The organism is Streptomyces xanthophaeus, assembly GCF_030440515.1.
Taxonomy (GTDB): domain Bacteria; phylum Actinomycetota; class Actinomycetes; order Streptomycetales; family Streptomycetaceae; genus Streptomyces; species Streptomyces kutzneri.
Map to the genome: position 1 here is coordinate 7,622,069 of NZ_CP076543.1, position 24,533 is coordinate 7,646,601.

The 24,533-nt window shown below is 71.5% G+C and carries 18 protein-coding genes; 13 read left to right on the forward strand and 5 right to left on the reverse strand.

The annotated features are described in order from the left end of the window. The first annotated feature begins 251 nt into the window (after positions 1 to 251). The 4 genes from KO717_RS34110 to KO717_RS34125 all read left to right on the forward strand — a co-directional run bounded on the left by KO717_RS34110 (position 252) and on the right by KO717_RS34125 (position 5,657). Positions 252 to 626, forward strand: a complete 375-nt coding sequence (locus tag KO717_RS34110; protein WP_150255496.1) for a hypothetical protein — start codon at positions 252 to 254, stop codon at positions 624 to 626. Positions 627 to 807: 181 nt separating this feature from the next. Further along, the gene (locus tag KO717_RS34115) at positions 808 to 1,179 is read left to right on the forward strand and encodes an ArsR/SmtB family transcription factor (RefSeq protein WP_301374930.1); all 372 of its coding nucleotides are present in this window, start codon (positions 808 to 810) and stop codon (positions 1,177 to 1,179) included. A 112-nt stretch (positions 1,180 to 1,291) separates the two neighbouring features. After that, entirely contained in the window at positions 1,292 to 4,927 is a 3,636-nt protein-coding gene (locus tag KO717_RS34120) for a WD40 repeat domain-containing serine/threonine protein kinase (RefSeq protein WP_301373366.1), read from the forward strand. A gap of 121 nt (positions 4,928 to 5,048) precedes the next feature. Next, a complete protein-coding gene (locus KO717_RS34125) occupies positions 5,049 to 5,657 on the forward strand; it encodes a DUF6529 family protein (RefSeq protein WP_301373367.1) in 609 nt (202 codons plus the stop codon). An 80-nt stretch (positions 5,658 to 5,737) separates the two neighbouring features. Here the strand turns inward: KO717_RS34125 and KO717_RS34130 are convergent, their stop codons facing one another. The 3 genes from KO717_RS34130 to KO717_RS34140 are packed head-to-tail and all read right to left on the reverse strand — an operon-like array spanning position 5,738 to position 8,124. Then, positions 5,738 to 6,211: an NUDIX hydrolase gene (locus KO717_RS34130; protein ID WP_301373369.1), complete on the reverse strand. Its 474-nt coding sequence runs from the start codon at positions 6,209 to 6,211 to the stop codon at positions 5,738 to 5,740. A 45-nt stretch (positions 6,212 to 6,256) separates the two neighbouring features. Next, complete coding sequence (locus KO717_RS34135) at positions 6,257 to 6,922, reverse strand: response regulator (protein ID WP_301373371.1); 666 nt, start codon at positions 6,920 to 6,922, stop codon at positions 6,257 to 6,259. Continuing rightward, positions 6,919 to 8,124, reverse strand: a complete 1,206-nt coding sequence (locus KO717_RS34140; protein ID WP_301373372.1) for a sensor histidine kinase — start codon at positions 8,122 to 8,124, stop codon at positions 6,919 to 6,921. The genes KO717_RS34135 and KO717_RS34140 overlap by 4 nt, the downstream gene beginning before the upstream one ends. Before the next feature lie 302 nt (positions 8,125 to 8,426). On the opposite strand from KO717_RS34140, the gene KO717_RS34145 reads away from it, so the two are divergent. The 3 genes from KO717_RS34145 (at position 8,427) to KO717_RS34155 (ending at position 15,300) form a co-directional block, all read left to right on the forward strand. Beyond that, on the forward strand, positions 8,427 to 9,635 hold the full coding sequence (locus tag KO717_RS34145; protein WP_301373374.1) for a hypothetical protein: 1,209 nt from the start codon (positions 8,427 to 8,429) through the stop codon (positions 9,633 to 9,635). A 357-nt stretch (positions 9,636 to 9,992) separates the two neighbouring features. Next, positions 9,993 to 13,796, forward strand: coding sequence for a CDP-glycerol glycerophosphotransferase family protein (locus tag KO717_RS34150; protein ID WP_301374932.1), 3,804 nt, complete (start codon positions 9,993 to 9,995; stop codon positions 13,794 to 13,796). Next, on the forward strand, positions 13,789 to 15,300 hold the full coding sequence (locus KO717_RS34155) for a hypothetical protein (RefSeq protein WP_301373376.1): 1,512 nt from the start codon (positions 13,789 to 13,791) through the stop codon (positions 15,298 to 15,300). The genes KO717_RS34150 and KO717_RS34155 overlap by 8 nt, the downstream gene beginning before the upstream one ends. On the opposite strand, the gene KO717_RS34160 is transcribed toward KO717_RS34155, so the two are convergent. Next, positions 15,284 to 16,243, reverse strand: coding sequence for an endonuclease/exonuclease/phosphatase family protein (locus tag KO717_RS34160; protein WP_301373378.1), 960 nt, complete (start codon positions 16,241 to 16,243; stop codon positions 15,284 to 15,286). The two genes, KO717_RS34155 and KO717_RS34160, sit on opposite strands and share 17 nt — an antisense overlap. A gap of 114 nt (positions 16,244 to 16,357) precedes the next feature. Between KO717_RS34160 and KO717_RS34165 the strand changes: the two genes are divergently transcribed. The 4 genes from KO717_RS34165 to KO717_RS34180 all read left to right on the forward strand — a co-directional run bounded on the left by KO717_RS34165 (position 16,358) and on the right by KO717_RS34180 (position 20,872). Further along, positions 16,358 to 17,317 carry an aldo/keto reductase gene (locus tag KO717_RS34165; protein WP_301373380.1) on the forward strand — a complete coding sequence of 320 codons (960 nt, stop codon included), beginning with the start codon at positions 16,358 to 16,360 and terminating at the stop codon, positions 17,315 to 17,317. A gap of 268 nt (positions 17,318 to 17,585) precedes the next feature. Beyond that, positions 17,586 to 19,091: an alpha/beta hydrolase gene (locus KO717_RS34170; protein WP_301373382.1), complete on the forward strand. Its 1,506-nt coding sequence runs from the start codon at positions 17,586 to 17,588 to the stop codon at positions 19,089 to 19,091. 114 nt (positions 19,092 to 19,205) lie between these two features. Next, entirely contained in the window at positions 19,206 to 20,015 is an 810-nt protein-coding gene (locus KO717_RS34175) for an MBL fold metallo-hydrolase (RefSeq protein ID WP_301373384.1), read from the forward strand. Positions 20,016 to 20,149: 134 nt separating this feature from the next. Then, entirely contained in the window at positions 20,150 to 20,872 is a 723-nt protein-coding gene (locus KO717_RS34180; RefSeq protein WP_301373386.1) for a helix-turn-helix domain-containing protein, read from the forward strand. Positions 20,873 to 20,924: 52 nt separating this feature from the next. Here the strand turns inward: KO717_RS34180 and KO717_RS34185 are convergent, their stop codons facing one another. Beyond that, the gene (locus KO717_RS34185; protein WP_437184612.1) at positions 20,925 to 22,343 is read right to left on the reverse strand and encodes a nucleobase:cation symporter-2 family protein; all 1,419 of its coding nucleotides are present in this window, start codon (positions 22,341 to 22,343) and stop codon (positions 20,925 to 20,927) included. Positions 22,344 to 22,923: 580 nt separating this feature from the next. Here KO717_RS34185 and KO717_RS34190 point away from each other — a divergent pair. Both KO717_RS34190 and KO717_RS34195 read left to right on the forward strand, forming a co-directional pair. Then, on the forward strand, positions 22,924 to 23,097 hold the full coding sequence (locus KO717_RS34190; RefSeq protein WP_301373390.1) for a hypothetical protein: 174 nt from the start codon (positions 22,924 to 22,926) through the stop codon (positions 23,095 to 23,097). 93 nt (positions 23,098 to 23,190) lie between these two features. Beyond that, positions 23,191 to 24,531 (forward strand): DUF2252 domain-containing protein, encoded by a 1,341-nt coding sequence (locus KO717_RS34195; protein ID WP_301373392.1) that lies wholly within the window; start codon positions 23,191 to 23,193, stop codon positions 24,529 to 24,531. The last annotated feature ends 2 nt before the right edge of the window (positions 24,532 to 24,533 follow it).

Consider the following 24,533-nt stretch of genomic DNA (forward strand, 5'->3'; position numbering starts at 1 on the left):
CCTCCGGTCGTCGTACGGCCGGCTGCACCCCGGGTACTTCCACGGGAGTACCCGGGGTGCAGCCGTGCAGCCGTGCAGCCGTGCGAGCCGGGACGCGTGGGACAGCAGAGGGCGATGCACACATTCCACGCAATCCCCCGTTCCCCGTACGCCGCCACGCACGCTCGGTAGCGTCGGGATCACAAGCAGTCCGGTGTCCGCAGGCACTGAGCACCGGGCGGAGTCCGCAGAAGGCAAGGGAGCGAATACCGATGGCGAACGTTGAGGTCTCTTTGAAGGAGACGATGACGTCGATCGAGGGTGCGATGGGAGCCGCGTTGGTGGACTACACCAGCGGTATGGCGCTGGGGACCCTCGGCGGTGGCAAGGATCTTGACCTCACGGTCGCCGCCGCGGGCAACACGGACGTGATCCGGGCGAAGGTCCGCACGATGGAGATGCTCGGCCTCAAGGACGAGATCGAGGACGTCCTGATCACCCTCGGCGGCCAGTACCACCTGATCCGGCTGCTCAAGGGCCGGGGGCACGGCGGGCTGTTCCTGTACGTCGTGCTGGACAAGACCCAGTCCAACCTGGCCATGGCCCGTCACCAGCTCAAGCGCATCGAGGCCGCGCTGGAGCTCTGAGTCCTGCATTTTCGCGCCCACGCATGCCCATGAGTTGAAGAATTCTTCAATCCGGCACATCTGAAACAGGTAATCCCCGGGCGTGCGTGGGCCCGTCCGTACGAATGTATGGGTGGTCGGTCGACTGGAAGCCCCGCGCCCCCAAGCAAGGTTTGAAGCAACAGCAGGAGCACTCATGGGAATGCAGGTCCCCCTCTACCAGGCGAAGGCCGAGTTCTTCCGCATGCTCGGACACCCCGTCCGCATCCGCGTCCTGGAACTCCTGCAGAACGGCCCCGTACCCGTACGCGACCTCCTGGCCGCGATCGACGTCGAGGCATCGAACCTGTCCCAGCAGTTGGCGGTCCTGCGCCGGTCCGGCATCGTCGTTTCCATCCGTGACGGGGCGACCGTCAGCTACGCCCTCGCCGGCGGCGACGTGGCCGACCTCCTGCGCGCGGCACGCCGCATCCTGACCGAGCTCCTGACGGGACAGAGCGAACTCCTCGCCGAACTGAAGCAGTTGGGACCACAGCCGCAGCCGGACTGCACGGACAAGGTCATCGGCCGCTGACGCCGACCGGCGCAGCCTGACCCCGCACCCGGACCCGGCCCCCTACCCGGTCGCCGCACCCGCTTGGTACCCTCCGCGCGCGCATCCGGGGGACGATGAACCAGGGGGAAGAATGGTCGAGTTACTCACCACCGAGGATCCGGAACGGATCGCCGGATACTGGCTCGCCGCCCGGCTCGGCGCGGGAGGCCAGGGGACGGTGTACGAGGGCTACGACGAGGCCGGGCAGCGCGTCGCCGTCAAGGTGCTGCGCCCGGAGCTCGTGGCCCGCCCCGAGATCGCGGGCCGGTTCGCCAAGGAGGTGCTCGCCGCGCAGCGCGTGGAGTCCTTCTGTACCGCACGGATCCTGGAGAGCGGAACCGACGGCGAACGACCCTTCATCGTCAGCGAGTTCGTTCCCGGCCGGGATCTGCGCAAAGCGGTCCGCGACTCGGGCCCCCTCACCGGCGACGCGCTGGTGCGGCTGGCCACCGGGGCCGCCACCGCCCTGGCCGCCATCCACCGTGCGGGTGTCGTCCACCGCGACCTCAAACCGGACAACATCCTCCTCGGCCCCGACGGCCCCCGCGTCATCGACTTCGGCATCGCCCGCACCGCGGACATGTCGCTCACCGCCACCGGACATCTGATGGGCACACCGGGCTACATGGCCCCCGAGGTGCTCACCGGGCGCCGCGCCGACGGCGCCGCCGACGTCTTCGCCTGGGGAGCGGTGATGCTGTTCGCGGCCACCGGACGCGACCCTTTCCGCGGCGAGAACATCGGAGAGATCGTCGTACGGGTCACCGAACACCACCCGGACCTCACCCCCTTGCCGCCCGCGCTGCGCGAACTGGTCGGCGAGGCCCTGGCCAAGGCACCGGCGGACCGCCCCACCGCCACCGGGCTCCTGCTCAGGATGCTGGGCGGCCCGGCCGACGCGGCCGATGCGGCCGACGCGGCGCTGCTCGCCGCCGGGCGGGACAACGCCGGGCGCCTGCGCGACGCCACCGCCGACGCGCCCGAGCCGGCCCTCGGCGCCGCCGCGGAGACGGCGTACGAACGCTTGCCGGAACCGGTCCGGCAGGCCGTACGGGAGATCACGCTCCGCCTGATCGTCCCCGGCGCCGCTGCCGACGGCTCCCAGGACACCCTCCGCACCGCCGCCACCGCGGAGTGGTTCGACGGCCGCCCGTACGAGGAACGCAGGGCGCTGCGTGAGGCGTTCGACTCCCTCGCCGTCGCCCGGCTCCTCGTCCTGGAGGACGACACCGCACGCCTCGCCTCCCTCGGCCTGCTGCGTGCCTGGCCACGGTTGCGCGACTGGGTGGACCGCGACCGCGAAGCGCTGCTCCTGCTGCGCTGGCTCACCGCGGCCGCCGGGCACTGGGACGGGCACGGGCGGCGGGCCGAGGACCTCCCGGCCGGCAACGCCCCCGAGGCGGCACGCGCCTGCGTCGCCGGGGCGCCCGGCTGGCACCGCGCGAGCCGGCTGGAGGGCGCGTTCCTGGAGGCGTGCCGCCAGGCGGCCGCGGCGCGCCGGAGGCGTACCCGGCGGCTGCGCGCGGGAGCGGCGGCCCTGCTGTCCCTCGCGCTCGTGGCGGGCCTGGTCGCCTGGCAGCAGAAGGGCGTCAGCGACGAACGGGCACGCCAGGCGTCCGCCCGGACGATGGCCTCCATCGCCGAGAGCCTGCGTACCTCGGACCCCGAAATGGCCGCCCTGCTGAGCGTCGCGGCCTGGCGGACCGCCCCGGTCGACGACGCGCGGGCCGCCCTGTACGGATCCCTGGGCCAGGACGAGCGGGGCGTCGCCAACAACCTCGCCCAGGTCTCGACCGGCTACTACGACGACCACGCGGACTTCCTGCTCGACGGCCGGACCCTGGCCGTGCTCGCTGCCCAGACGAGCGTGGAGATCTGGGACGTGGTCAGCGGCAAGCGCACGGGCCGGGCCGAACTGCCCGCGGGCACCCCCGACCTGCCGGCCGCCGTGGACCCCGCAGGGTCCTTCGCCGCGCAGCCGATGGGCCACGGGGTCCAGCTGATCGACCTCAGAACCGGCAAGGCCGGCCCGCTGCTCGTGCCGGACAGCCCGACGCCCAAGGTCCTCGCGATGGCCCGGGAGGCCGCCTGGGTCGCGATCAGCACCACCCCTCCCGACGAGGTGGTCCTCGTGGACGGCCGCTCCGGCCGGGCGGCGCTGCGCACACCGGTGAGCAGCACCGTCGCCCTGTCCCCGGACGGTGCGACCTACGCCTACTGCCCGCCGGGCCGGCCCGTTCAGCTGTACTCGACGGCCACCGGGCGGACGGCCGAACTGCGCCGGGAGTCCCCGTATCCCACGATCACCTGTGAGACCGGCCAGAGCCTGGCCTTCAGCACGGACGGCAAGCGCCTGATCCACACCGGAACCGGCCGCACCTCCACCCTGTGGGACGTGTCCTCCCGCACCGTCGTACGCGAGTTCGGCGCGGATTCGGTGGCGGCCCTCAGCCCGGACGGCGCGCTCGCCGTGGAGATCACCGGAACCCAGCTGAAGGTGTGGGCCGACAGCGGGACCTCGACCTCGTCCGTCCTGCTCGGCTATCCCCGGCTGGACACGGACGGCCGGGCCATGAACCTGTCCGTCGCCTTCGACGCGGACAGCCGCCTGCTGCGGTACGTGGCCAGGGACCGCCAGGTCCGTTCCCTGGACCTGACGTACGGACTCCAGGACGCGGCCGCCAAGGCGAACGTCCCCGAGGCGGTCTTCGCCCCGGACGCGGCAACACTCGCGACCGTGGGAGCCACGGACAGCGACGCGGAGGACCGCTTCCGGCTGTGGAGCACCGCCGACGGCCAGGAACGCAGGCTGCCGCACCACCCCGTCATGCCGGCCATCCCGGACTCCTACGACGAGGACGACGACGGTTCGTCCGCCTACTCCCGCGACGGGGGGCTCCTCGCCACGGCCTCCTGGCACGAGGACCGCAAGCAGCGGGTGACGGTGTGGGACACCCGCGAGAACCGCCTGCGCACCGAGCTCACCCTGCCCGAACCCGTCCTCTCCATCAGGGGGTTCGCGTTCACCCCCGACGGCGCCAGGCTGGCCGTCGCGGTCACCGAACAGGACGGGCCCGGCCGCGTCAGGCACGCCCTGCAGATGTGGGACATCGGGTCCGGCCGCAAGGAGTACGAGATCGCCGACGCCGGCGCGGCCAACCTCGCGATCAGCCCCGACGGCTCCCTCCTGGTCACCTCCGCGGGGGAGCGCGTGGACCTCGCCACCCGGGCCGTCGAGCGCGGTGTCCTCGGCCCCGGTGTCATCCAGGACCTGGAGTTCAGCGACGACGGATCGGTGCTGGCGGTGAGCCTGCTGCAGGGCACGGTCACGCTGTGGGACGGTGACGGACGCCGCCGCCTGGGAGGCCTGTCGAGTACGGCGGCCACGCGCGGCGACGACTTCGGCGGGCGGGTGGCGGGGCTGCGGTTCTCCCGCGACGGCAGGACGCTGGCCGCGATCGTCGGCGACAGCCGGGTCCAGCTGTGGGACGTACCCGCCCGGCGCCGGCTCGGCGATCCGCTGCGCGGGTCCGCCGGACTGCTGCGGGCCCTCGCCTTCGACTCCCGGGGGCGCCTGCACGTCTCGTCCTCGAAGCACCCGCACCGCGTCGTCGATCTCGCACCGGAGAACGTGGCGCGGGCGCTGTGCGAGCGGGTCGGCTGGGACCTCACCCCCGCGCAATGGGAGCAGAACGTGCCCGACCTGCCCTACCGCTCGGTCTGCTGACGCCCGGCACACCGACGAGGAGTCGGGCTCGCTACGGCCGCGTCGGCCGCCATCTTCCGCACCGGGCGAGTACAAGGGATGGCGAACCGCAAACACTCAGGGTTGCGAGACGAGGAGCACCATGTCGCACGACCGGCCCGCTCTGCGCCGCCCGGAAGCCGGGCTCGCCCTGGCACTGGCGTTCGCGGCTGCCGCCGCGGTCTTCGTCGCCGTCTTCCTGTTCGGCCGGGCGAACACGCCGGACTACACCGTGACACTGTTCGGCCAGGCGGACATCGATGCCGTGCGGCTCAAGGCACAGCTCGCCACCGGCGTCCTGGTGCTGGCCGTCCTCCAGCTGCTGCTGGCGCTGTGGATGTACGGCCGGCTGCCCGGGGTGCGCCGGGTGCCGGGCCCGGTGCCGCTCACCCACCGGATCGTCGGGGTGCTCCTGTTCGCCCTCACGGTCCCGGTCACGGTGCACTGCATCCAGGCGTACGGCGTCCAGCTGAACGGTTCGCGTGCGGCACTGCACTCGATCGCCGGCTGCTTCTTCTACGGAGCCTTCGCCGCCAAGGTCCTGCTGGTGCGGAGCCGGCGCCTGCCGGGCTGGGCCCTGCCGCTGGCGGGTGGCGCGCTGGTGGTCGTGGTGGTGGTCCTCTGGTACACGAGCGCGCTGTGGTACTTCAACGGAAACACCGTGCCGCTCCTGTCGCTGGGACACCACCACCTGCCACCGGGGCAGATGTGACGACCGGCCGGTGACACCTGCAGGGGCCGGACGAGCAGACCGCCCTCACCGGGCCCCGTCGTCCCTGACGCGTGGCGCGCTCAACGCGTCGGGTCGCGCCAAGGGCCGTCCGGCACCAGGGTGGCGAGAACGGACAGCAAGGACGGCGGCTCGATCCGATCCGGCAGCGTGTCGAGGTCGGACCACTTGACCCAGGCGTGCCCGTGGAAGATGGCCTGTTCGCCGGGGAGGAGGCCGGCGGGACTCAACGTCGGCCGTTCCCCGGCGAAATGGGCCACGAAGAAATCCTCCGGCCCGGCATAGTGCTTCCCGTTCCACCGGATGTCCCGTTGGACCGGCACCGACCGGTCACTGACCGCAGCGGGGTCCAGGCCGGTCTCCTCCACCAGTTCCCGCCGGGCCGCGATCAGCGGTGTCTCACCCGGTTCGATACCGCCGCCGGGCGGCTCCCAGAGCATCACGCCGTCGAACGGATCACGCCACTTGAGCAGGAGCAGGCGCTGGGCGGCGTCCAGGCAGATCACCCGCACGGCGGGCCGATGTGAGATCTCCACGGACTTGACCCTACTTGACCACGACATGGCCAACACGGCGAACGTTCAGCCGAGCCATCCGGGGCGGACCAGGCCGGATTCGTAGGCGAGGACGACCAGCTGGGCGCGGTCGCGGGCGCCCAGCTTCACCATGGTGCGGCTGACGTGCGTCTTCGCGGTGAGGGGGCTGACGACCAGGCGGCGGGCGATCTCCTCGTTGGACAGGCCCATGCCCACCAGGGCCATCACCTCCCGTTCCCGGTCGGTGAGCCGGCCCAGCCCGGCCGCCGTGGCGGGCTGTTTCGAGCGGGCCGCGAACTCCGCGATCAGCCGCCGGGTGACACCGGGGGACAGGAGGGCGTCGCCCGCGACCACCGCCCGGACCGCCCGCAGCAGTTCCTCCGGCTCGGTGTCCTTGACCAGGAAGCCGGAGGCGCCCGACCGGATCGCCTCGAAGACGTACTCGTCGAGCTCGAAGGTGGTGAGCATGACCACCCGCACGGCGGCCAGGGACCCGTCCTCGCCGATCCGGCGGGTCGCGGCGAGTCCGTCCAGCACCGGCATCCGGATGTCCATGAGCACGACGTCGGGGCGCAGTTCCCGGACCAGCCGTACGGCCTCGTCGCCGTCGGCGGCCTCGCCCGCCACCTCGATGTCGGGCTGGGCGTCGAGCAGCGCCCGGAACCCGGCCCGGACGAGCAGTTGGTCGTCGGCGAGCAGTACGCGGATCACAGGTCCTCCTCGAACGCGTCGGCCTTCGGCGGGAGCACGGCGATCACCCGGAAGCCGCCGTCCGGTCGTGGGCCGGCCTCGACGGTGCCGCCCAGGGCCGAGGCGCGCTCGCGCATCCCGACGAGCCCGTTGCCGCTTCCGCCCGGGGTGCCGCCCGTGGCCGGGCCGTCGTCGTCCACCCGTAGTTCGAGGGCGTGCGGCTGCCAGGTGAGGCGGATACGGGCGGTGCGCGACCCGGAGTGGCGCATCACATTGGTCAGTGCCTCCTGCAGGATGCGGAAGGCGGCGAGATCCACGCCGGGGGGCAGCACCCTGGCCTCCCCCTCGGCCGAGACCTCCACGGTCAGCCCGGCCGCCGCGGCCTGCTCCACGAGCTCGGGAAGGCGGTCCAGACCGGGCGCGGGGGAGCGCGGTGCCTCGCCGGGGGAGCGCAGGGTGTCGAGGACCTGCCGGACCTCGCCCAGCGCCTCCTTGCTCGCCGCCTTGATGGTGGCGAGCGCCGTACGGGCCTGCTCGGGATCGGAGTCGAGCAGGGCCAGCCCGACGCCCGCCTGGACGTTGATCACCGAGATGCTGTGGGCGAGGACGTCGTGCAGTTCCCGCGCGATCCGCAGCCGCTCCTCGTCCACCCGGCGTCTCTCGGCCGCCGCCCGCTCGGCCCGTTCCCGGGCCCATTGCTCCCGGCGTACGCGCACCAGCTCCGCGACGGCGAGCACCGCGAGCACCCATGCGGTGACGCCCACCTCCTGCGCCCAGGACGTCGGGCCGTTCCCGGCGGGCGGGAGCCACCGGTAGAGCCAGTGCCCGATGAGCAGGTGCCCGGCCCAGAACAGGCCGACGGCGCCCCAGGCGGCCCGGCGGTGTCCGGCGACGACGGCGGCGAAACAGGCCAGGGCGAGACTGAGGAACACCGGGCCGTACGGGTAACCGGCACCCACATAGACGAGGGTGACGACGCTGACCCCGTACGCCACGGCCACCGGGTACCGGTGCCGCACCACGAGCAGGGCGGGCCCGATCAGCAGCAGGAGCCGGGCGAAGCCGTCCAGTGCCACCCGCCCGCTCTGCGCGTGCGCGGCCCACCCCGCGCCGATCTGCGCGAAGACGGCCACGAGAAGCGCCGAGCGCCAGGCCGGGCCCCGCCCGGTCCGCTCCACCCACCGCCGCCACGGGGGACCCGGGCGCTCACGCAGCTCTTCCATACAGCCACGCTAAACGGCGTCCGCCGTCACCCGCGTCACCCCGGCGTAGCGTTTCAGGCGTACTCCCCACGTAGTACCCGTACCCGACTTTTCGGCCGCGCGGACGACGGCCCGACCGGTGCCGAGGTGTGATCGACATCTGGTGGTGGAGGCGGGCGGATCAGGCTAGGTTGCACGGAAGCGGAGGCCGCCGGGGACATCCGCCCCCGGCATCCGCCGGTTGCCCACTGCCGTAAATTGTCCAACGGTCCGCCGGGTAAGGCCGGGCAAAAGGTACGAGTTGGGGCAGGTGTGGGCAGGACATGGCGCGACGCGGACGTATGGAAGCGGACCGAGGTGCCACCTCCGCCGCGCCCGCGGTGCAGGGCTCCGAGATAGCCGCGGCGGCCGACGGCGGGAGCGCGGCCCGGGGCTGGCTCCGGCTCGGACGGGACGGGCGGCTCACCGCCTACGCGAGCTGCTCCGAAGGCCTGGTGCGCTGGACCGAGTCCGCGCCCGGCTCCGACATCTGGCAGGGCCCCGAGCTGTTCCCCGTCGAAGGATGGGCGGGCCGGTTCACGCTCGCCCAGGACTCCAACGGGTTCGTCTGGTTCGCAGGCACCCGCCACCGGGACGGGGCGCCGGGCGGCCGCGAGCTGATCATCGCCACCCAGTACCAGACCGGCCGCCCGCTCGGCGAATGGCGCGCGGTGGGCAACCCGTTCCCGGAACGCAAGCGGGAGCAGGGGCGCGGGCCGGAGCAGTCCCAGGAGCAGGCGGAGGCCGAGTCGGGGGCGCCCCTGCCCCCGCCCGGAGACCCGATCGTGCTCCCCGACGGCACCGGTGCGCTCCACATCCTCACCACCCGGTTCGGCGTGGGAGCGCGCGGCCGGACCCGGCGCGCCGATGGCGTATGGGGTAATTGGGCCGACTATCAGGGCAAATGGGTGCGCGGGGCCGTCGTTCCCCTCGTGACCGCCCAGGGCCGGGCCGAATTCCTGGTCACCTTCCGGGGCGGGGCCTCGTACTGGGGCCAGGACGTGCCGGGAAGCGACTTCAGATGGCTCGGGCGCATGAAGGCCGATGCCGTGGAGGGGACGTACAGCTCCTGCGAGACGGGCGCCGGAAGCGGCACCTACTTCTGGCGCCACCCGGCGGACGGCGGCGTCATCGCCTACCGCCCCCAGGCCCCCGCCGGCGCGGCGCCCGCGCTCATGCCGCTGGGCGGCGCGGGCGGGGTCGGTCCGGTGGGTGTCGCCCGTACGCGCATCGGCGGGTACGACTGCACCGTCCTGCTGCAGCGGGGGGCCGAGGGCTGCCCGGAAATCGCCGCCTACCCGACGGAGGGTGAGCAGTACGGCACTTGGTGGGCCCCTGTGGGGGACCGGTGCGCGGGCCTGCCGGCCATCTCGCAGGACGCCCGCGGCTCGGTCACGATCGCGATGATCGACATGGACGGAGGGCTGCTGGTCGCCCGGCAGGATCAGACGGACCCCGGTCTCGCCTTCGGCCCGTGGTGTCGGGTGGGGTGATCCACCTCACCTGAACGCCCGTGCTGTGGCGGCCGGAGCAATGATTGCGTGTGCCATGCCCTGGGCCTACCGGGAGTTGGGCTGCCCTGCAGGTGGGGGCGGTTGCCGCTCATTCGCGAACGTGAAGCTTCGGGCGTGTGAGGCGCCCATGAATACTTGCTCGCCATTAAGTGATTGCCCTACGCTGCGCAGACGCTGTCAAGGTCGTATAAGTGTGCGGTCGACTGCGGTGGGGCGGGTCGAGTGTTCGGGGAGCGGTGGGTGACCGGATTCAGGGGCGGGTCTGGCGGCGTGCCCCGGCAACTTCCGGTGCGCCATGAGAAGTGTGTCTATCGAGGAGCTTTCTGAGTGGCAGGTATGCCCCGCCTGAGTGTTGTCGTGCCCTTCCAGGATGTTGAGATATACCTCCAGGAATGTCTGGAATCGATAGCCAGGCAGACGTTCTCGGCGCTCGAAGTGATCATGGTCGATGACGGCTCGACCGACTCCTCGACGGCCATAGCCGCCGACTTCGCCCGCCGCGACCCCAGGTTCAAGCTCCTGCGCCAGGAGTCGATGGGGCCCGGACATGCCCGCAACGTCGGCATTCGAGCCGCTCATCCGCAAGCCGAGTTCCTCGCGTTCGTCGACGGCGACGACGTCATACCCGAGTACGCCTACGAGCTGCTCGTGCAGACCCTCGAAGGCTCCGGTTCCGATTTCGTGTCGGGCAACGTGCAGATGATGAACTCCACCAAGAGGTGGCAGTCCCCCCTGCACAAGGCGCCCATGCAGAAGAGCAGGCGCGGCACGCACATCACCAAGCTGCCGGACCTCATCTACGACCGCACCGTGTGGAACAAGGTGTTCCGTCGGTCCTTCTGGGACTACCACTACATCGCGTTCCCCGAGGGCGTCATGTACGAGGACTCCTGGGTCAACATGTTCGCCCACTTCCGGGCCGCCAAGGTCGACATCCTCACGGACATCGTCTACTTCTGGCGCAGGCGCGAGGGCGGCGCGGCCCCCTCCATCACCCAGCGGCACACCGAGTTCAGCAACCTCCAGGACCGTGTCGCCGCGGTCCGGTCCGTCAGCCGCTTCCTCGCCGGCCACCGTGCGCGGTCCTACTCGGACCACAAGCGCAAGTACGACCTGGCCTGCCTGAAGTCGGACCTGATGCTGCATCTGAAGGTGCTGCCGGACGCCGACGAGGAGTACCAGGACGCCTTCATGCAGTGGGCGAACGAATTCCTGGACGAGGCCGACGCGGACATCATCCAGGAACTTCCCGCCGACGCCCGGGTCAAGTGGCTGCTGGTGCGCGAGGGACGACTGAAAGAACTGCTCGACGTCGTCGAGTTCGAGCGCAAGGGCGGGCCCCTGCCCGTGCAGCGCCGCTTCCACCGCTACCTCAACTACCCCTACCTCGGCGACCGTTCGATCGGCCTCGACAAGAGCGCCTACCGGCTCGACAAGGAACTCTCGCTCCACGGCTCGCTGAACCGGGCGGCCTGGGACGACGACGACCACCTGACCCTGGAGGGGTCCGCGTACGTCCGCTTCATCAACGTGCACAAGCGGCACATGTCGATGAAGGCGATCGCGCTGCGCAACAAGAAGCAGGGCCGCGTGGTCGTCGCCAAGGCGAAGACCACCTACTACCCGCAGGCCACCGAGTACTCGAACCAGAACCGCTATTGCTACGACTGGTCCGGCTTCCAGGTCAGCTTCGACACCAGCCGGCTCAAGCGCAAGGGGGAGTGGGTCGAGGGCACTTGGGACGTCGCGGCGGGCGTCCTGAGCCGCGGCCTGTTCCGTTACAAGGGCATAGCCCGGGGCGGCGCGGGCAGCGCCTCCAACCCGCCCTACCGGTACGTGGACAAGAACATCCGCGTGGTGCCGCTCTTCCTGCAGGGCAAGCTCAAGCTCCGCGTCGAGACGGTCCGTTGCCGCATCACCCGGCACCGCATGGTCGGTGACCACATCGAGCTCGGCGGGGTCTACCTCGGCCCCAAGCTCCCCGAGTGGGCCAAGTTCCGGGTGACCAGCATGAGCGGCGCCGGCCGCCACGACTCGTGGGTCCACTTCACGCCGGGCGGCGAGGGCTGGTACCTCTTCGTCACGCGCATACCGGTCAAGGCGCTCGTCCCCGGACACCGCACGAACGCCTCGGACGGCGTCCCGGAGACCTGGAACACCGGCGCCAACGGCTGGAAGACCACCTTCCACGTCGAGGGACGCAAGGCGGCCATCTACCCCGTCATGGCCGAGGACGCCACCGACGGCCACTACCGGATGCCCACCGGGCTGCAGACCGACGGCGGGGACCGCGAGGTCTTCGTGCACCGCAACGGCTCCGGCTACGTGGTCCTGTTCGAACGGGACACCCTGCCGCTGGCCAAGTCCGCCACCTGGCGCGAGGACGGCTCGCTGGAGGTCGTCGTCGGCTACGCCGCACAGGACATGCTCGACGCGTCCGAGTACGCCATGGCGCACGTCGTCGTACGCTCCCGCGCGCACGGCGCGGAACGCGTCGCCCCGATCACCTGGTACGGCGACGAGTTCCGCTTCGTCGTCACCCCCGCCGCGATGCGCACGCTGGCCGGCGACATCCCGCTGGCCTCCGGCCGCTGGGACTTCTTCCTGCGCCGCCAGGATCCCTCCGCGGTCACCCCGGAGAACCGCTCCGGCGACCTCATGGTCAAGATGACGCAGGATCTGATCCCCACCCTGCCGCAGGACATGACCAGCGACGAGCGCCGCTACGAGCTGCAGTCGGAGGCCTACGACCGGCTCTCGCTGCTGGTCCACTCGGCGATGCCGGACGAGGCACGCGGCCCCTACCGGCAGAAGCTGATGCGCACCAAGACGTATCCGGCGGCCCGCCGCAAGCCCGTGACCCAGGCCGTGCTCTTCGACGCCTTCAAGGGGACCCAGTACTCGGACAGCCCGCGCGCGCTGCACGAGGAGATGGTCCGCCGCGGCCTGGACCTCGAACACCTGTGGGTGGTGCGCGACGACCAGGTGGAGGTTCCCCCCACCGCACGGCCCGTGCGCATGTGGTCCCCCGACTGGTACGAGGCCATGGCCCGGGCGAAGTACGTCGTGGCCAACAACCACCTGCCGGACTGGTTCGAGAAGCGCGAGGGACAGGTCGTCGTACAGACCTGGCACGGCACCCCGCTCAAGCGCATCGGACACGACATCGAAGCCGTGCACTTCGCGGACAAGCGGTACCTGGAGCGCGTGGAGAAGGAGGTGCAGAACTGGGACATGCTGGTGTCCCCGAACAGCTTCAGCACCCCGATCCTCAAGCGGGCCTTCCAGTTCCCCGGCGAGATGGTCGAGAGCGGCTACCCCCGCAACGACATCCTGCGCCGCGCGGACTCCGGACAGCGGGCGGCCGAAGTACGCCGCCGCATCGGCCTGCCGCCGGGCAAGAAGGCCATCATGTACGCGCCGACCTGGCGCGACGACCAGTTCTACGCACCCGGGAAGTACAAGCTCGACTTCCGCATCGACCTCGACGAGGCCAAGGCGCAGCTGGGCCACGACCACGTCCTGCTCGTGCGGCGCCACCCCAATGTGGTGGACCCCGTACCGGGCGCCGGCGACGGCTTCGTCTTCGACGTGTCCGACTACCCGGACATGGCGGACCTCTCGCTCATCGCGGACGTGATGATCACGGACTACTCCTCCCTGATGTTCGACTTCGTCAACACCGGGCGGCCGATCCTCTTCTTCACCTACGACCTGGACCACTACCGCGACACCCTGCGCGGCTTCTACTTCGACTTCGAGCAGTCCGCCCCCGGCCCCCTCGTGTACTCCTCCCCGGAGCTGATCGGGGCGATCCGCAACATCGACCGCATCCAGCAGGGCTACGCCGCCCGCTACCGCTGGTTCCAGCAGGAATTCTGTGACCTCGACGACGGCTACGCCTCGGCCAGGCTGACCGACCGCATCCTGATCGCCGGAGGGGACCTCGACCCCGCCCGGGCGCAGGCTCCGGCCGTCGGAGCGGTCCGCGGCCGCGCGGCGGGTCAGGCGGGTCAGGCGGGTCCGCCGGGCGAAGCGGGTCTGGCAGGTCAGGCAGGTCAGGCAGGTCCCTGGAACGGAGGCACCCTCGGTCAGGTGCCGCGCCAGCCGGCGAGAAGAATGGATTCCGAGCATGTCTAAGACAGCCCAGAGCACGCGCCGCGTCTTCACCGGCGTGGACTCCTCCGGGGCGGTGCCGATCGAGTACCGGTTCTCCCACGCGCGCAACGGCAACCGCCATCTGGTCGTCGTCTTCGCGAACCGCTACGCGACCAACGAGTACGGCTGGGCCAACGGGAAGCTCGACCTGCTCCGCTCCAACATCCTGTGGGTCCGGGACCTGTTCGACGGCGCGAACACCTACTACCTGTGCAAGGGGATGGACTTCTCCCTGGAGCAGTCCGTCGCCGGGCTCATCTCGCGCGTCATGGGCGCCCTGTCGCTCTCGCCGGACCAAGTGACCATGTTCGGCAGCTCCAAGGGCGGCAGCGCGGCCCTGTTCTTCGGCCTGAAGTACGGCTTCCGGAACATCGTGGCCAGCGTGCCGCAGTTCCGGATCGGCACCCGCGTCAAGGAGGGCAACCCCGAGGCGGTCCGGGTGATGATGGGCGAGGCGACGGAGCACAACGTACGCGTCCTCGACTCGGTCCTCCCCGACCTGGTGCACAGCGGGGCGAACCGCTCCGCCAACATCTACCTGGTCACCTCGCCCCAGGACGAGCAGTACGCGAGCCAGGTGGAGCCGTTCGTCAGGCTCTTCCAGGCACACGAGAACTTCAACTTCGTCTACAACGACTCTTCCCTCATCACCGACCACGGGAAGGTCACCCTGCGCAACCTCCCCACCCTGATAGGGCTGTTGAACCTCCTCGTCGAGGGCATCACCCCCCGGTTCGGCATGGTCCGCAACGGCTACGAGGAGCCCCAGCGCGACACGTCGGCCATCGACGCCTACCTGACCCAGACCTCCCTGGTGCAGAAGGACGAGTCCTTCCCCCGGCCGGTGGTGCTGACCCCGACGACGGAGGAGCGGGTCCCCGCGAACATGGTCCGTTTCACCGGCACCGCCGTGGGCGCCGTACGCGTCAGCTTCTGGCAGGACGGCAAGCACAAGGGCTCCGCGCCCGTCGCCGCGGACGGCACCTGGGTCTGGGAGCGCAGCAGCCCCTGGCCGAAGGGGAGGCACGTCGTCAGGCTGTTCGCCGCCGACGCCAACAATTACCAGACCGAACGCACCGAAGTGGTCTTCACGGCCGTGGAGAACGCGTCCGCGGCCCTGCCCGAGTACGAGCCCGCGCCCCCGCCGATGCCCAGGCCGGCGCAGCGCCTCGTGCTGTCGGTGACCGCCCCGGCCGCCCACCAGCAGCTGTCGGGCCCCGCCGTCGGCTTCGCAGGCTACGCCCCGGGCGCCGTCCGCGTGGACTTCCAGGAGGGCGGAGCGGCCCTGGGGACGTGCGAGGTGCGGTCCGACGGCAGTTGGGTGTGGGAGCCCGGCTGGGCCTGGAACCAGGGCGACCACTTCGTCGAGGCCATCGCGGTGGACGCCGTCGGCAACGCCTCCCCCTGGACGGCCGTCCCCTTCACCCTGGTCATGAACTCCTACCCCGTGCCCGCACAGGGGGCGTTCTTCAACCCACGGTACTGATCGTGGCCGGGTCCTCGGGCCGCGTCACCCGCATCACCAGCGGCCGGTGGTCGGACGCCTTGGTGTCCACCACCTCGCAGGCGGTGCGGGGGAGCTGGGTGAACAGGTAGTCGATCTTCGTGCCGTCCTTGAGGGTGGCGCGTCCCTTCTTCGAGCTGCCCTTCTGGTCGCACTCGCGGTACGTGGTGTACGCCTCCGACGGCCAGATCCAGGCGGACGTGTTCCGGTCGCCCACCGGCGGCGGGGAGTTGAAGTCCCCGCCGAAGACCGTGGCCGCGTCCGTCGACGCGGCGGCGACCAGCGAGCTCAGCTGGTCGTCGCGGAAGTCCCAGTCCGGGTGCTCGTCGTCGCTCTCCCGCAGCGACAGGTGCGCGTTGCACACCCGCACCCGCTGGGCCGGGACCCGCGCGCACAGGACCCCTCGGTGCAGTCCCACCGTCGGCTGCTCGGTCGGTATCGCCTCCACGTCCGTGAGCGGGGAGCCGGCCAGCAGGCCGTAGCCCGCCTCGCCCCGACCCTGCCCGGTGCAGCCGACGGGCGAACGGCGGCCCGCCGAGTCGACCTCGGCGTACGGTTCGAAGGCCGAATGCCACTGCGGGCCGAGACTGCGGGCGAAGGAGAGCAGGTCCTCGGAGCACACCTCCTGCAGGAGCAGGACCTGGACGCCCGAGTCACCGATCAGGTCGCGCAGCTGCTGGAGCTTCTCCTTCGGGCCCCCGGTCTTCTCGCAGCTCCACTGCCGCACCCCGCACATGTTCCAGGTGGCCACGGAGACCTCGTCGGCCTTCCCGGCGCCCGCACCGGCACCCGTGACCGAAGCCGGTGTCTGCCCCGACGTGCACGCCACCGCGGTCAACAGGCTCAGGGTCGCCGCCGTGCGGCCGAACCGGCGGCGGAGCGACCGCCGCCGCGACCACCGCCCGGTCTCCATGTGTCTCTGCATTCGGACATCATTGGGTATGGGCCGGTCAGACCGTGCATCGGGCCCGGTGTGAGCCGTTCCGCATCGCCGCCGGAAACCCTGAGGCGTACCTCGGGGACACCATAGGGTGGGACGGTGACGAACGCGAGTACGAACCACGGCGGCGACCGAGTGCTGTACGGGTGCATGGGCCTGGGCGGGAGCTGGGACCCCGACCCGTACGGGACCGCGGACATCGACGCCGCCGAAGCGGCCGTCGCCGCCGCCCTCGACATCGGGATCACCACCTTCGACCACGCCGACATCTACCGGTACGGGAAGGCCGAGGCCGTCTTCGGCGAGGTGCTCGCACGCGCACCGGGGCTGCGCGAGCGCATCACCCTCCAGACCAAGTGCGGGATCCGGCTGGGCGACAAGGACCGCCCGGGGATGTACGACCTGCGCGGGGAGAGCATCACGCGGCGCGTCGAGGAGAGCCTGACCCGGCTGCGGACCGATGTGATCGACGTCCTGCTGCTGCACCGTCCCGACCCGCTGGCGGACGTGGACTCGATCGCCGCCGCGCTGACCTCCCTGCACCGCCAAGGCCTCGTCCGGGCCTTCGGCGTGTCCAACATGGGCGCCGCGCAGATCGCCCACCTCCAGGCCCGGCTCGACGTACCGCTGGCGGCCAACCAGCTCGAGATGAGCCTGCACAGCCGTGCCTGGGTCGAGGCGGGAGTCCTCCTCAACACACCGGAATCCGCGCAGAACGGGTTCCCGTTCGGCACGCTGGAGCACTGCCGCGACCACGGCATCCGCCTCCAGGCCTGGGGCGCCCTGGCGCAGGGCCGCTTCACCGGCCGCGAGGGGACACCCGCCGAGCGGGCCACCGCGCAGCTGCTGGCCGAGCTGGCCCGGCAGAAGGACACCACGCCCGAGTCGGTCCTGCTGTGGTGGCTGATGCGGCACCCCGCCGCCATCGCGCCGGTCATCGGCAGCGCGCGCCCCGACCGGATCCGCGCCTGCCGCGACGCGGCGCAGCGCGAGCCGGAACTCACGCACGAGGAGTGGTACGAACTCTGGATCACAGCCCGGGGTTTGCCGCTGCCCTAGGGGGTGTCTTGCCGATCATGCCGGGCTCGCGGGGGCTGGTGCCGCGCCTCGCCGCGTTGTCCTCGGTCGGCGACGCTCCGCGTCGCCTCCCTCGTCCGCCTTGCGATCCACGGCACCAGGCCCCGCTCCCTGATCCGGCCTGATCGACAAGACACCCCCTAGGCCGTCCTGCCGATCAGGCCGGATCAGGGAGCAGGGGGTTACCCCCACCGGCGGCCGACCGGCAAGCCGGATGGGACCCCGAGCGGAGATCAACAAGGCTTGCGCCATGACGACTTACCCGCACAAGGCCCTGCTCCTCGCCCTCGCCACGGCCACCGTGGCAGCCGGTCTGACCGCGGCCGCCGCACCGGCCGTGGCCCGCCCCGCCACCGCCGGCCCGCAGCTCGACTGGCACCGCTGCACCCACCCGGACGCGCCCGCCGCCCAGGAGTGCGCCGAGCTGCCCGTCCCGCTCGACTACGACGACCCCGACGGCCGACAACTCACCCTCGCCGTCTCCCGCATCCGCAGCGACCGCCCCCAGGCCCGGCGCGGCACGCTGATCGTGATACCCGGCGGACCGGGCGGATCCGGTGTGCAGCGCCTGACGCAGAAGGGCGACGCCCTGCGACGGGAGCTCGCCGGAGCCTATGACCTCGTCGCCTTCGATCCGCGCGGAGTGGGCGCCAGCACCACCGCCGACTGCGACCTCGCCCCCGAGGACCGGTACCTCACCAGCCTGCGGTCCTGGCCCGGCCCGGACGGCGACATCTCCGAGAACATCGCCCGGTCCCGGCGCATCGCCGAGGCCTGCGCCCGCAACGGCGGCCCCGAGCTGCGCAGTTTCACCACGGCCAACCAGGTCCGCGACATGGACCGCTTCCGCGTCGCGCTCGGCGAGCGCAAGCTCTCCGCCTGGGGCACCTCGTACGGGACGTACGTGGGCGCCGTGTACGCGCAGAAGTACCCCAGGCAAACCGACCGCTGGGTCCTCGACAGCAGCGGCGACCCCGACCCGAAGCGGGTCGCCCGCGGCTGGCTGGCGAACATGTCGCAGGGAGCGGCGGACCGCCTCCCCGACCTCGCGGCCTGGGCGACCCACCCCGACCGGGACCGCGACGGCCTGCGACTGGCCGCGTCGGCGCAGGAGGTGGAGCCGCTCCTCGTCTCGCTCGCGGCCCGGCTGGACCGCGAGCCGAGGGCGACGACGACCCCCGGAGTACCGCTGACCGGCAACGGGCTGCGCCAGGCCCTCCAGAACGCGCTCTACGCCGACGCCGCCTTCGCCTCCTTCGCCCGGCTCGTGCGGACGGTGCAGGACCCGGCGGGGATCCCGGTGCTCCCCAAGGAGCTCGCCGCGCCCATCCGGAACGAGGACGCCGCGCTCATGGTCAGCGTGATCTGCAACGACGTGGCGTGGCCGGACGTGCCCATGGCCTCGTACCGGCGGGCCGTGGACGCCGACCGCGCCCGGTACCCGCTCACGGCCGGCATGCCGGTGAACGTACTGCCCTGTTCCTTCTGGCAGACCCCCACGCAGAAGCCGACCCGGATCACCGACGACGGTCCGTCCAACATCCTCATGCTCCAGAGCCGCCGGGACCCGGCCACCCCGCTCTCCGGGGGCCTGAAGATGCGCGAGGCGCTGGGCGACCGGGCCCGGATGGTGACGGTCGAGCAGGGCGGCCACGGGCTGTACCTCGGCAACGGCAACGCCTGCGGCGACCGCGCCGTCACCGAGTTCCTCACGAGCGGCCGCCGCCCGGCCCGGGACACGGACTGCGCGAACTGAGCCGGTCGCACCGGCACCGCTGCCGCTGTCCGTGCCGCCTCCCGCGCGCGGGCACCGGCGGGGGGCGCCACGATGGAGGGAGGAGCCGTACCTCGCACAGCTGTGGAGATCGCCATGGGCACGCACAAGGCGGGACCCGACACCACCGTCCTCGCCGACTGCCTGGAGGTTCCGGGCGTCGGATACCTCGCGATCAACTCCTTCGTCCTGCACGCGGAGCAGCCGGTGGTCGTCGACACCGGCCTCGGCCTGCCCGACCGGGACTTCCTCGAGACGCTCGGTTCGGTGATCGATCCCGCCGACGTGCGGTGGATCTGGCTGACCCACCCGGACCGCGACCACACGGGCGGCCTCTTCGCCCTGCTCGAAGCCGCACCCGGGGCGCGGCTGGTGACCACGTTCCTGGGAGCCGGGATCATGTCCACGGAGCGGCCCCTGCCCATGGACCGGGTGTACTTCCTCAATCCGGGCCAGAGCCTGGACGTGGGCGACCGGACCCTGCACGCCTTCCGTCCCCCTCTGTACGACAACCCGGCCACCGTCGGCTTCTACGACGACCGTTCGCGGACCTGTTTCAGTTCCGACTGCTTCGGCGGCCCCGTGCCCAGCGCGGACATCGCCACGAGCGCCGACGTCGGCCAGGTGCCGGCCGAGGACCTCAGGGCCGCCCAGCGGCTGTGGGCGAGCGTGGACAGCCCCTGGGTGCAGACGGTGGACCCGGACCGGTTCCTGGCCACCGTGGACCCGCTGCGTTCGATGGACCCGCAGACCATCCTGTGCACGCACCTGCCGCCCGCGGTGGGTCTGACCACGCAGTTCATCGACACCATCGCCGCGGTCCCGGGCCTCGATCCCTTCACCGGGCCGGACCAGGCGGCGTTGGAACAGATGCTCGCGGGCTTCGAGCCCGGGGGCCCTGCGTAGCCTTGGATTCGTAGGGGTATGGACGGATACGCCCCACTGAACATCTGTTAGTGTGCCCGCGCTTGGTGTTCATCCATCAATCCGTCCTCCCCTCGACCGCCGCGCGCCCGAGGGGGCTGCGAGGTGTCTCGTACGTGCACAGCACTCCCTTCTCCCCGACCGAGGCCAGATCCGCGCGCGCCCGCATGGGCCTGACCACGACCCAGGTGGCCCACTCCATGGCCGCCTGCGGCACCCCCGTCCACCCCCAGCTCCTCCTGGCCTGGGAGCAGGGCGCCCAGGCACCCTCCGACCGTCAACTCTTCGCCCTGGCCGACGTCCTGTGGTGCGACGCCACCACACTGATGGGCATCGAACCGCGCACCCTCGCCGAGCACCGGCTGGCCCGCCGGCTCACCGTCGAGCGGCTGGCGTACCGCATAGGCATGGACCCCGCCGAGTACCGCGCGGCCGAATCGGCGGGCCGCTGGAACGGGGACACCTGGCAGACCAGGGCACTCGTGGAGGCCCTCGGGCTGTCGCTGCGCGAACTGATCGGGATCACGGGCCGGGTGGAGGAGCTGGCCGAGCACCTGCGCTCGGCCGTCGCCGGACGGTGGAAGACGTACGTGGAGCCGGTGGGGGAGATCGTGGTCGTGGACGCGACGAGCGTGGGCGACGCGCTGCGCACGATGCATGCGGAGTTCGCCGCCTTCTCGGAGCGGTACATGGGACACCTGGTCGCCCGCAACGACGACGCCAGGCTCAAGGAGATCGCGGCCGAGCGTGCCGCCTTCCTGCGCCGACTGGTCGACCATTTCTGGGAGTTGATCGGCGAGGCGGGCGAGGCGCCGCCGTTCCCCGCGGCGGGACGCTGACCCGGAGCATCGACCGGGGCCGGGCGCGCGGAGCGCCCGGCCCCGGTCCGCGTCAGTGTGCCGGGGCGCCGAACCGCGGCTCGGCCGGGCCCTCTTCGCCGATGTCGTCCCAGTCGATCTCCATCGTGCCGCGGCGCGTGAAGACGTTGAAGAGCAGGTTCAGCGCGATGGCCGTCAGGGCGCCCAGCGTGATTCCGCTGTCGAGCACCGCCCGCAGGTCGTCCGGCATCCGGTCGAAGAACGGGCCGACGGTGGCCGGCAGCAGGGCGGCGCCCAGACTGACCGCCAGGATCAGGGTGTTGCGCTCCTCCCGCAGATCGGCCTTCCCCAGGATCTGGATGCCGACCGCGGCGACGATGCCGAACATGGAGATCGCGGCTCCGCCCAGCACGGGGTGAGGGATCGAGGCGACGAGGCTGCCGGCCTTCGGCAGCAGCCCCAGGACGACCATGAACACACCGGCCGCGACGACCACGTACCGGCTCATCACCTTCGACATGCGCACGAGGCCGATGTTCTCCGCGAACGCCACGTACGGGAAGGAGTTGAGGACGCCGCCGAGCACCGTCGCCGCGCCGTCGGCGCGCAGGGCCCGGGCGACCGTGTCGGCGTCGACCTCCTTGCGGGTGATCTCGCCGATCGCGTAGACGTCACCGGTGGTCTCCACCATGGTGATCAGCACGACGACGAGCATGGCGACGATCGGCAGCAGCTCGAACCTCGGCATGCCGTAGTGGAACGGCGTGGTGACCCCGAACCAGTCGGTCTCGCGCACCGCGGCGAAATCGGTGTCGCCGAAGAGCCAGGCGGCCGCCGTGCCGACGACGAGCCCGAGCAGGACGGCGAGGCTGCTGAGGAACGGCTTGCCGACCCGGACCATGGTGAGGATGAAGAGCAGCGTGCCCAGGGCGTAGGCCAGGTTCTTGGGGTCGCCGTACGCGGGGGTGCCGATGAGGTGCGCGCCTCCCGCGGCGTCCTGCAGGGCCACGGGGATCAGCGTGATGCCGATGATGGTGAGGATCGTGCCGATGACGACCGGCGGGAAGTACTTCACCAGCCTGCTGAAGAGCGGTGCGAACAGGAAGGTCGCGATGCCCGCCGTGATCACCGCCCCGTAGACGACGAGCAGGCCGGCGGTACCGCCACCCGCTCCCGTGCCTATGGCGATCATGGGGGAGACCGCGGTGAAGGTGACGCCCTGGACCAGGGGCAGTCCGGCGCCGATCTTCCAGACACCGAGGGCCTGGATGATCGAGGCCACGCCGCAGGTCAGGAGGTCCGCGTTGATGAGGTGGACCAGCTCCTGGCGGGAGAGGCCCAGGGCGTTCCCGAGCAGGACCGGGACGATGACGGCCGCCGCGTAGAACGCGAGGACGTGCTGGAAGCCGTACAGGGCGAGTCTGGGGAGGGGGAGTCGTTCGTCGACCGGGTGCGTCTGGGGCCGGGTGGACCGACGGGGCATTCTTGACATCTCTGCCTTGCCTTCGCGAGGTAGGTGAATGAGAAGACCGCCGCCCTCCAGCTCTGGATGACAGGGCGAGGGCAGGCCGGCTCGTACCGAGCCGACGCCGGGCGGTGTTGCCGACATCGCGTCGCTCTGCACTGCATAGTCATGTCCCGGATGCGGGACATCCTTCGATCGACGTGGCGGATCCGCATTTGATCATGGGATCCGAAGGGTTCTCGACCGGAGGGCGCTCACCCTAGCCAAAGGTCGTGTTTCCTCGCGAGTAACCTCCCGGCAAGGTGCCGGGCCGCGCCCCGTCACCGCCCCGGTTCCGCGCAACCCGTACGGCGTCACCCGCCTCGCGGGGGTGACGGCGGGCCCGGCCGCCCCGCACCCGGTCCGAGGGTGAACTCCGGGCCGCCACAAGGCTCCTCGCGACCGGGGCGGCCGTCCGTGGAGGCCTCCCGCTTCCCGGCCCACCGCACTTTCCGTGCGGTCCTGGCCCCCGATATCCATCCGTACTTGTGGGTACTGCGGCCGAATGGCGCCGGATTTGATAGTTCTGGACTGGTCCGGTGTGAGAAAGCTGCGGGAAGGACACGGCATGTTCGATCTACTGCGCCCGGAGACCGTCATGTGCCCCTTCTGCAAGGCCACCGCCGCCGACGGAGTGGTGCGGACCCTGCGGACCGGAGCGGGGTCACTGTCGGTGACCTGGCACACCCTCAACTGCCCGCACTACGCGGCCGACCGGATCCTCGCCGAGAACGAGAGCTGACCGCAGCCGTCCCGGACCGCTCCGGGGACGGCGACATGCGGGACCGCAGCCGTGCGGCGAGGATGAGGAGGGACCGGCGAGGAGGAGCGGCGCATGACCAGTCCAGCTGAGCGGCTCCGGCGCGGACGGGCCGTCCGCAAGATCACCGGCCGGTCCGCGCACGGGCGGTGGACCGCCTCCCCGGACCGGCCCGACCCCATCGGCGTACTGCAGCGGCAGGGTGCCGACCGGGTGCCCGAGCTGCTGCCGATCCGCTACGGCCGGATGGCGGCATCGCCGCTCGCCTTCCTGCGCGGCGCGGCCTCCGTCATGGCCGCCGATCTGGCCACCGCACCGCAGACCGGCCTCACCGTCCAGCTGTGCGGGGACGCGCACCTGCTGAACTTCGGCATGTTCGCCTCTCCGGAACGCGCCCTGCTCTTCGACCTCAACGACTTCGACGAGACCTTCCCCGGCCCCTTCGAATGGGACGTCAAACGGCTCGCCGCGAGCGTCGCCGTGGCCGCCCGCGACAACGGGTACGGCGACGACCGCGCCGCGAGGGCCGCCCTCGGCGCGGCCCGGGCCTACCGGCAGACGATCCGGGAGCTCGCCGGACACCGCGAGCTGGACGTCTGGTACCACCGGATCGACACCGCCGAGCTGCTGCCCCTCATCCGCAAGCCCGAACAGCGCGACCGGGTGGAGGCCACCCTGGCGCGCGCCCGCCGCCGCACCAGCCTGCGCGCGCTCGGCAAGCTCACCGAGGTCCAGGGCGGGCGCCGGCGGATCATCCACGACCCGCCGCTGCTGGAACCCCTCGCCCGGGCGGACTCGCGGGAGGTCGACCAGATCTTCGCCAGGTACCGCAGCACCCTCGCCGAGGAACGCCGCCTCCTGCTGGACCGCTTCCGGTTCGCCGACGCGGCGCGCAAGGTCGTCGGCGTCGGGAGCGTGGGGACCCGCTGCTTCATCGTGCTGCTCCTCGGACGCGATGCCGACGACCCGCTCTTCCTGCAGATCAAGGAAGCCGTGCCGTCCGTCCTGCAGGGCCACCTCCCGGACGACGGACACGATCACGAAGGGCACCGGGTGGTCGCGGGCCAGCGCCGCATGCAGGCCGCGGGCGACATCTTCCTCGGCTGGACGACCGGACCCGCCGGGCGCCACTTCTACGGCCGGCAGCTGCGCGACATGAAGGGGTCGGCCGATGTCACCGGCATGCCCCCGAGCCTGCTCGGCCGGTACGCCGAGCTGTGCGGCAGGGCCCTGGCCCGCGCCCATGCCCGCACCGGCGACCGCATCGCCATCGCGGGCTACCTCGGTGGCGCCGACACCTTCGACCGCGCCGTGGCCGGCTTCGCGCTCCGCTACGCGGACCGGACCCGCGCCGACCACGCACTGCTGACCGCCGCCGTCGCCGACGGGAGGATCACCGCCACCAGCGGTGTCTGAAC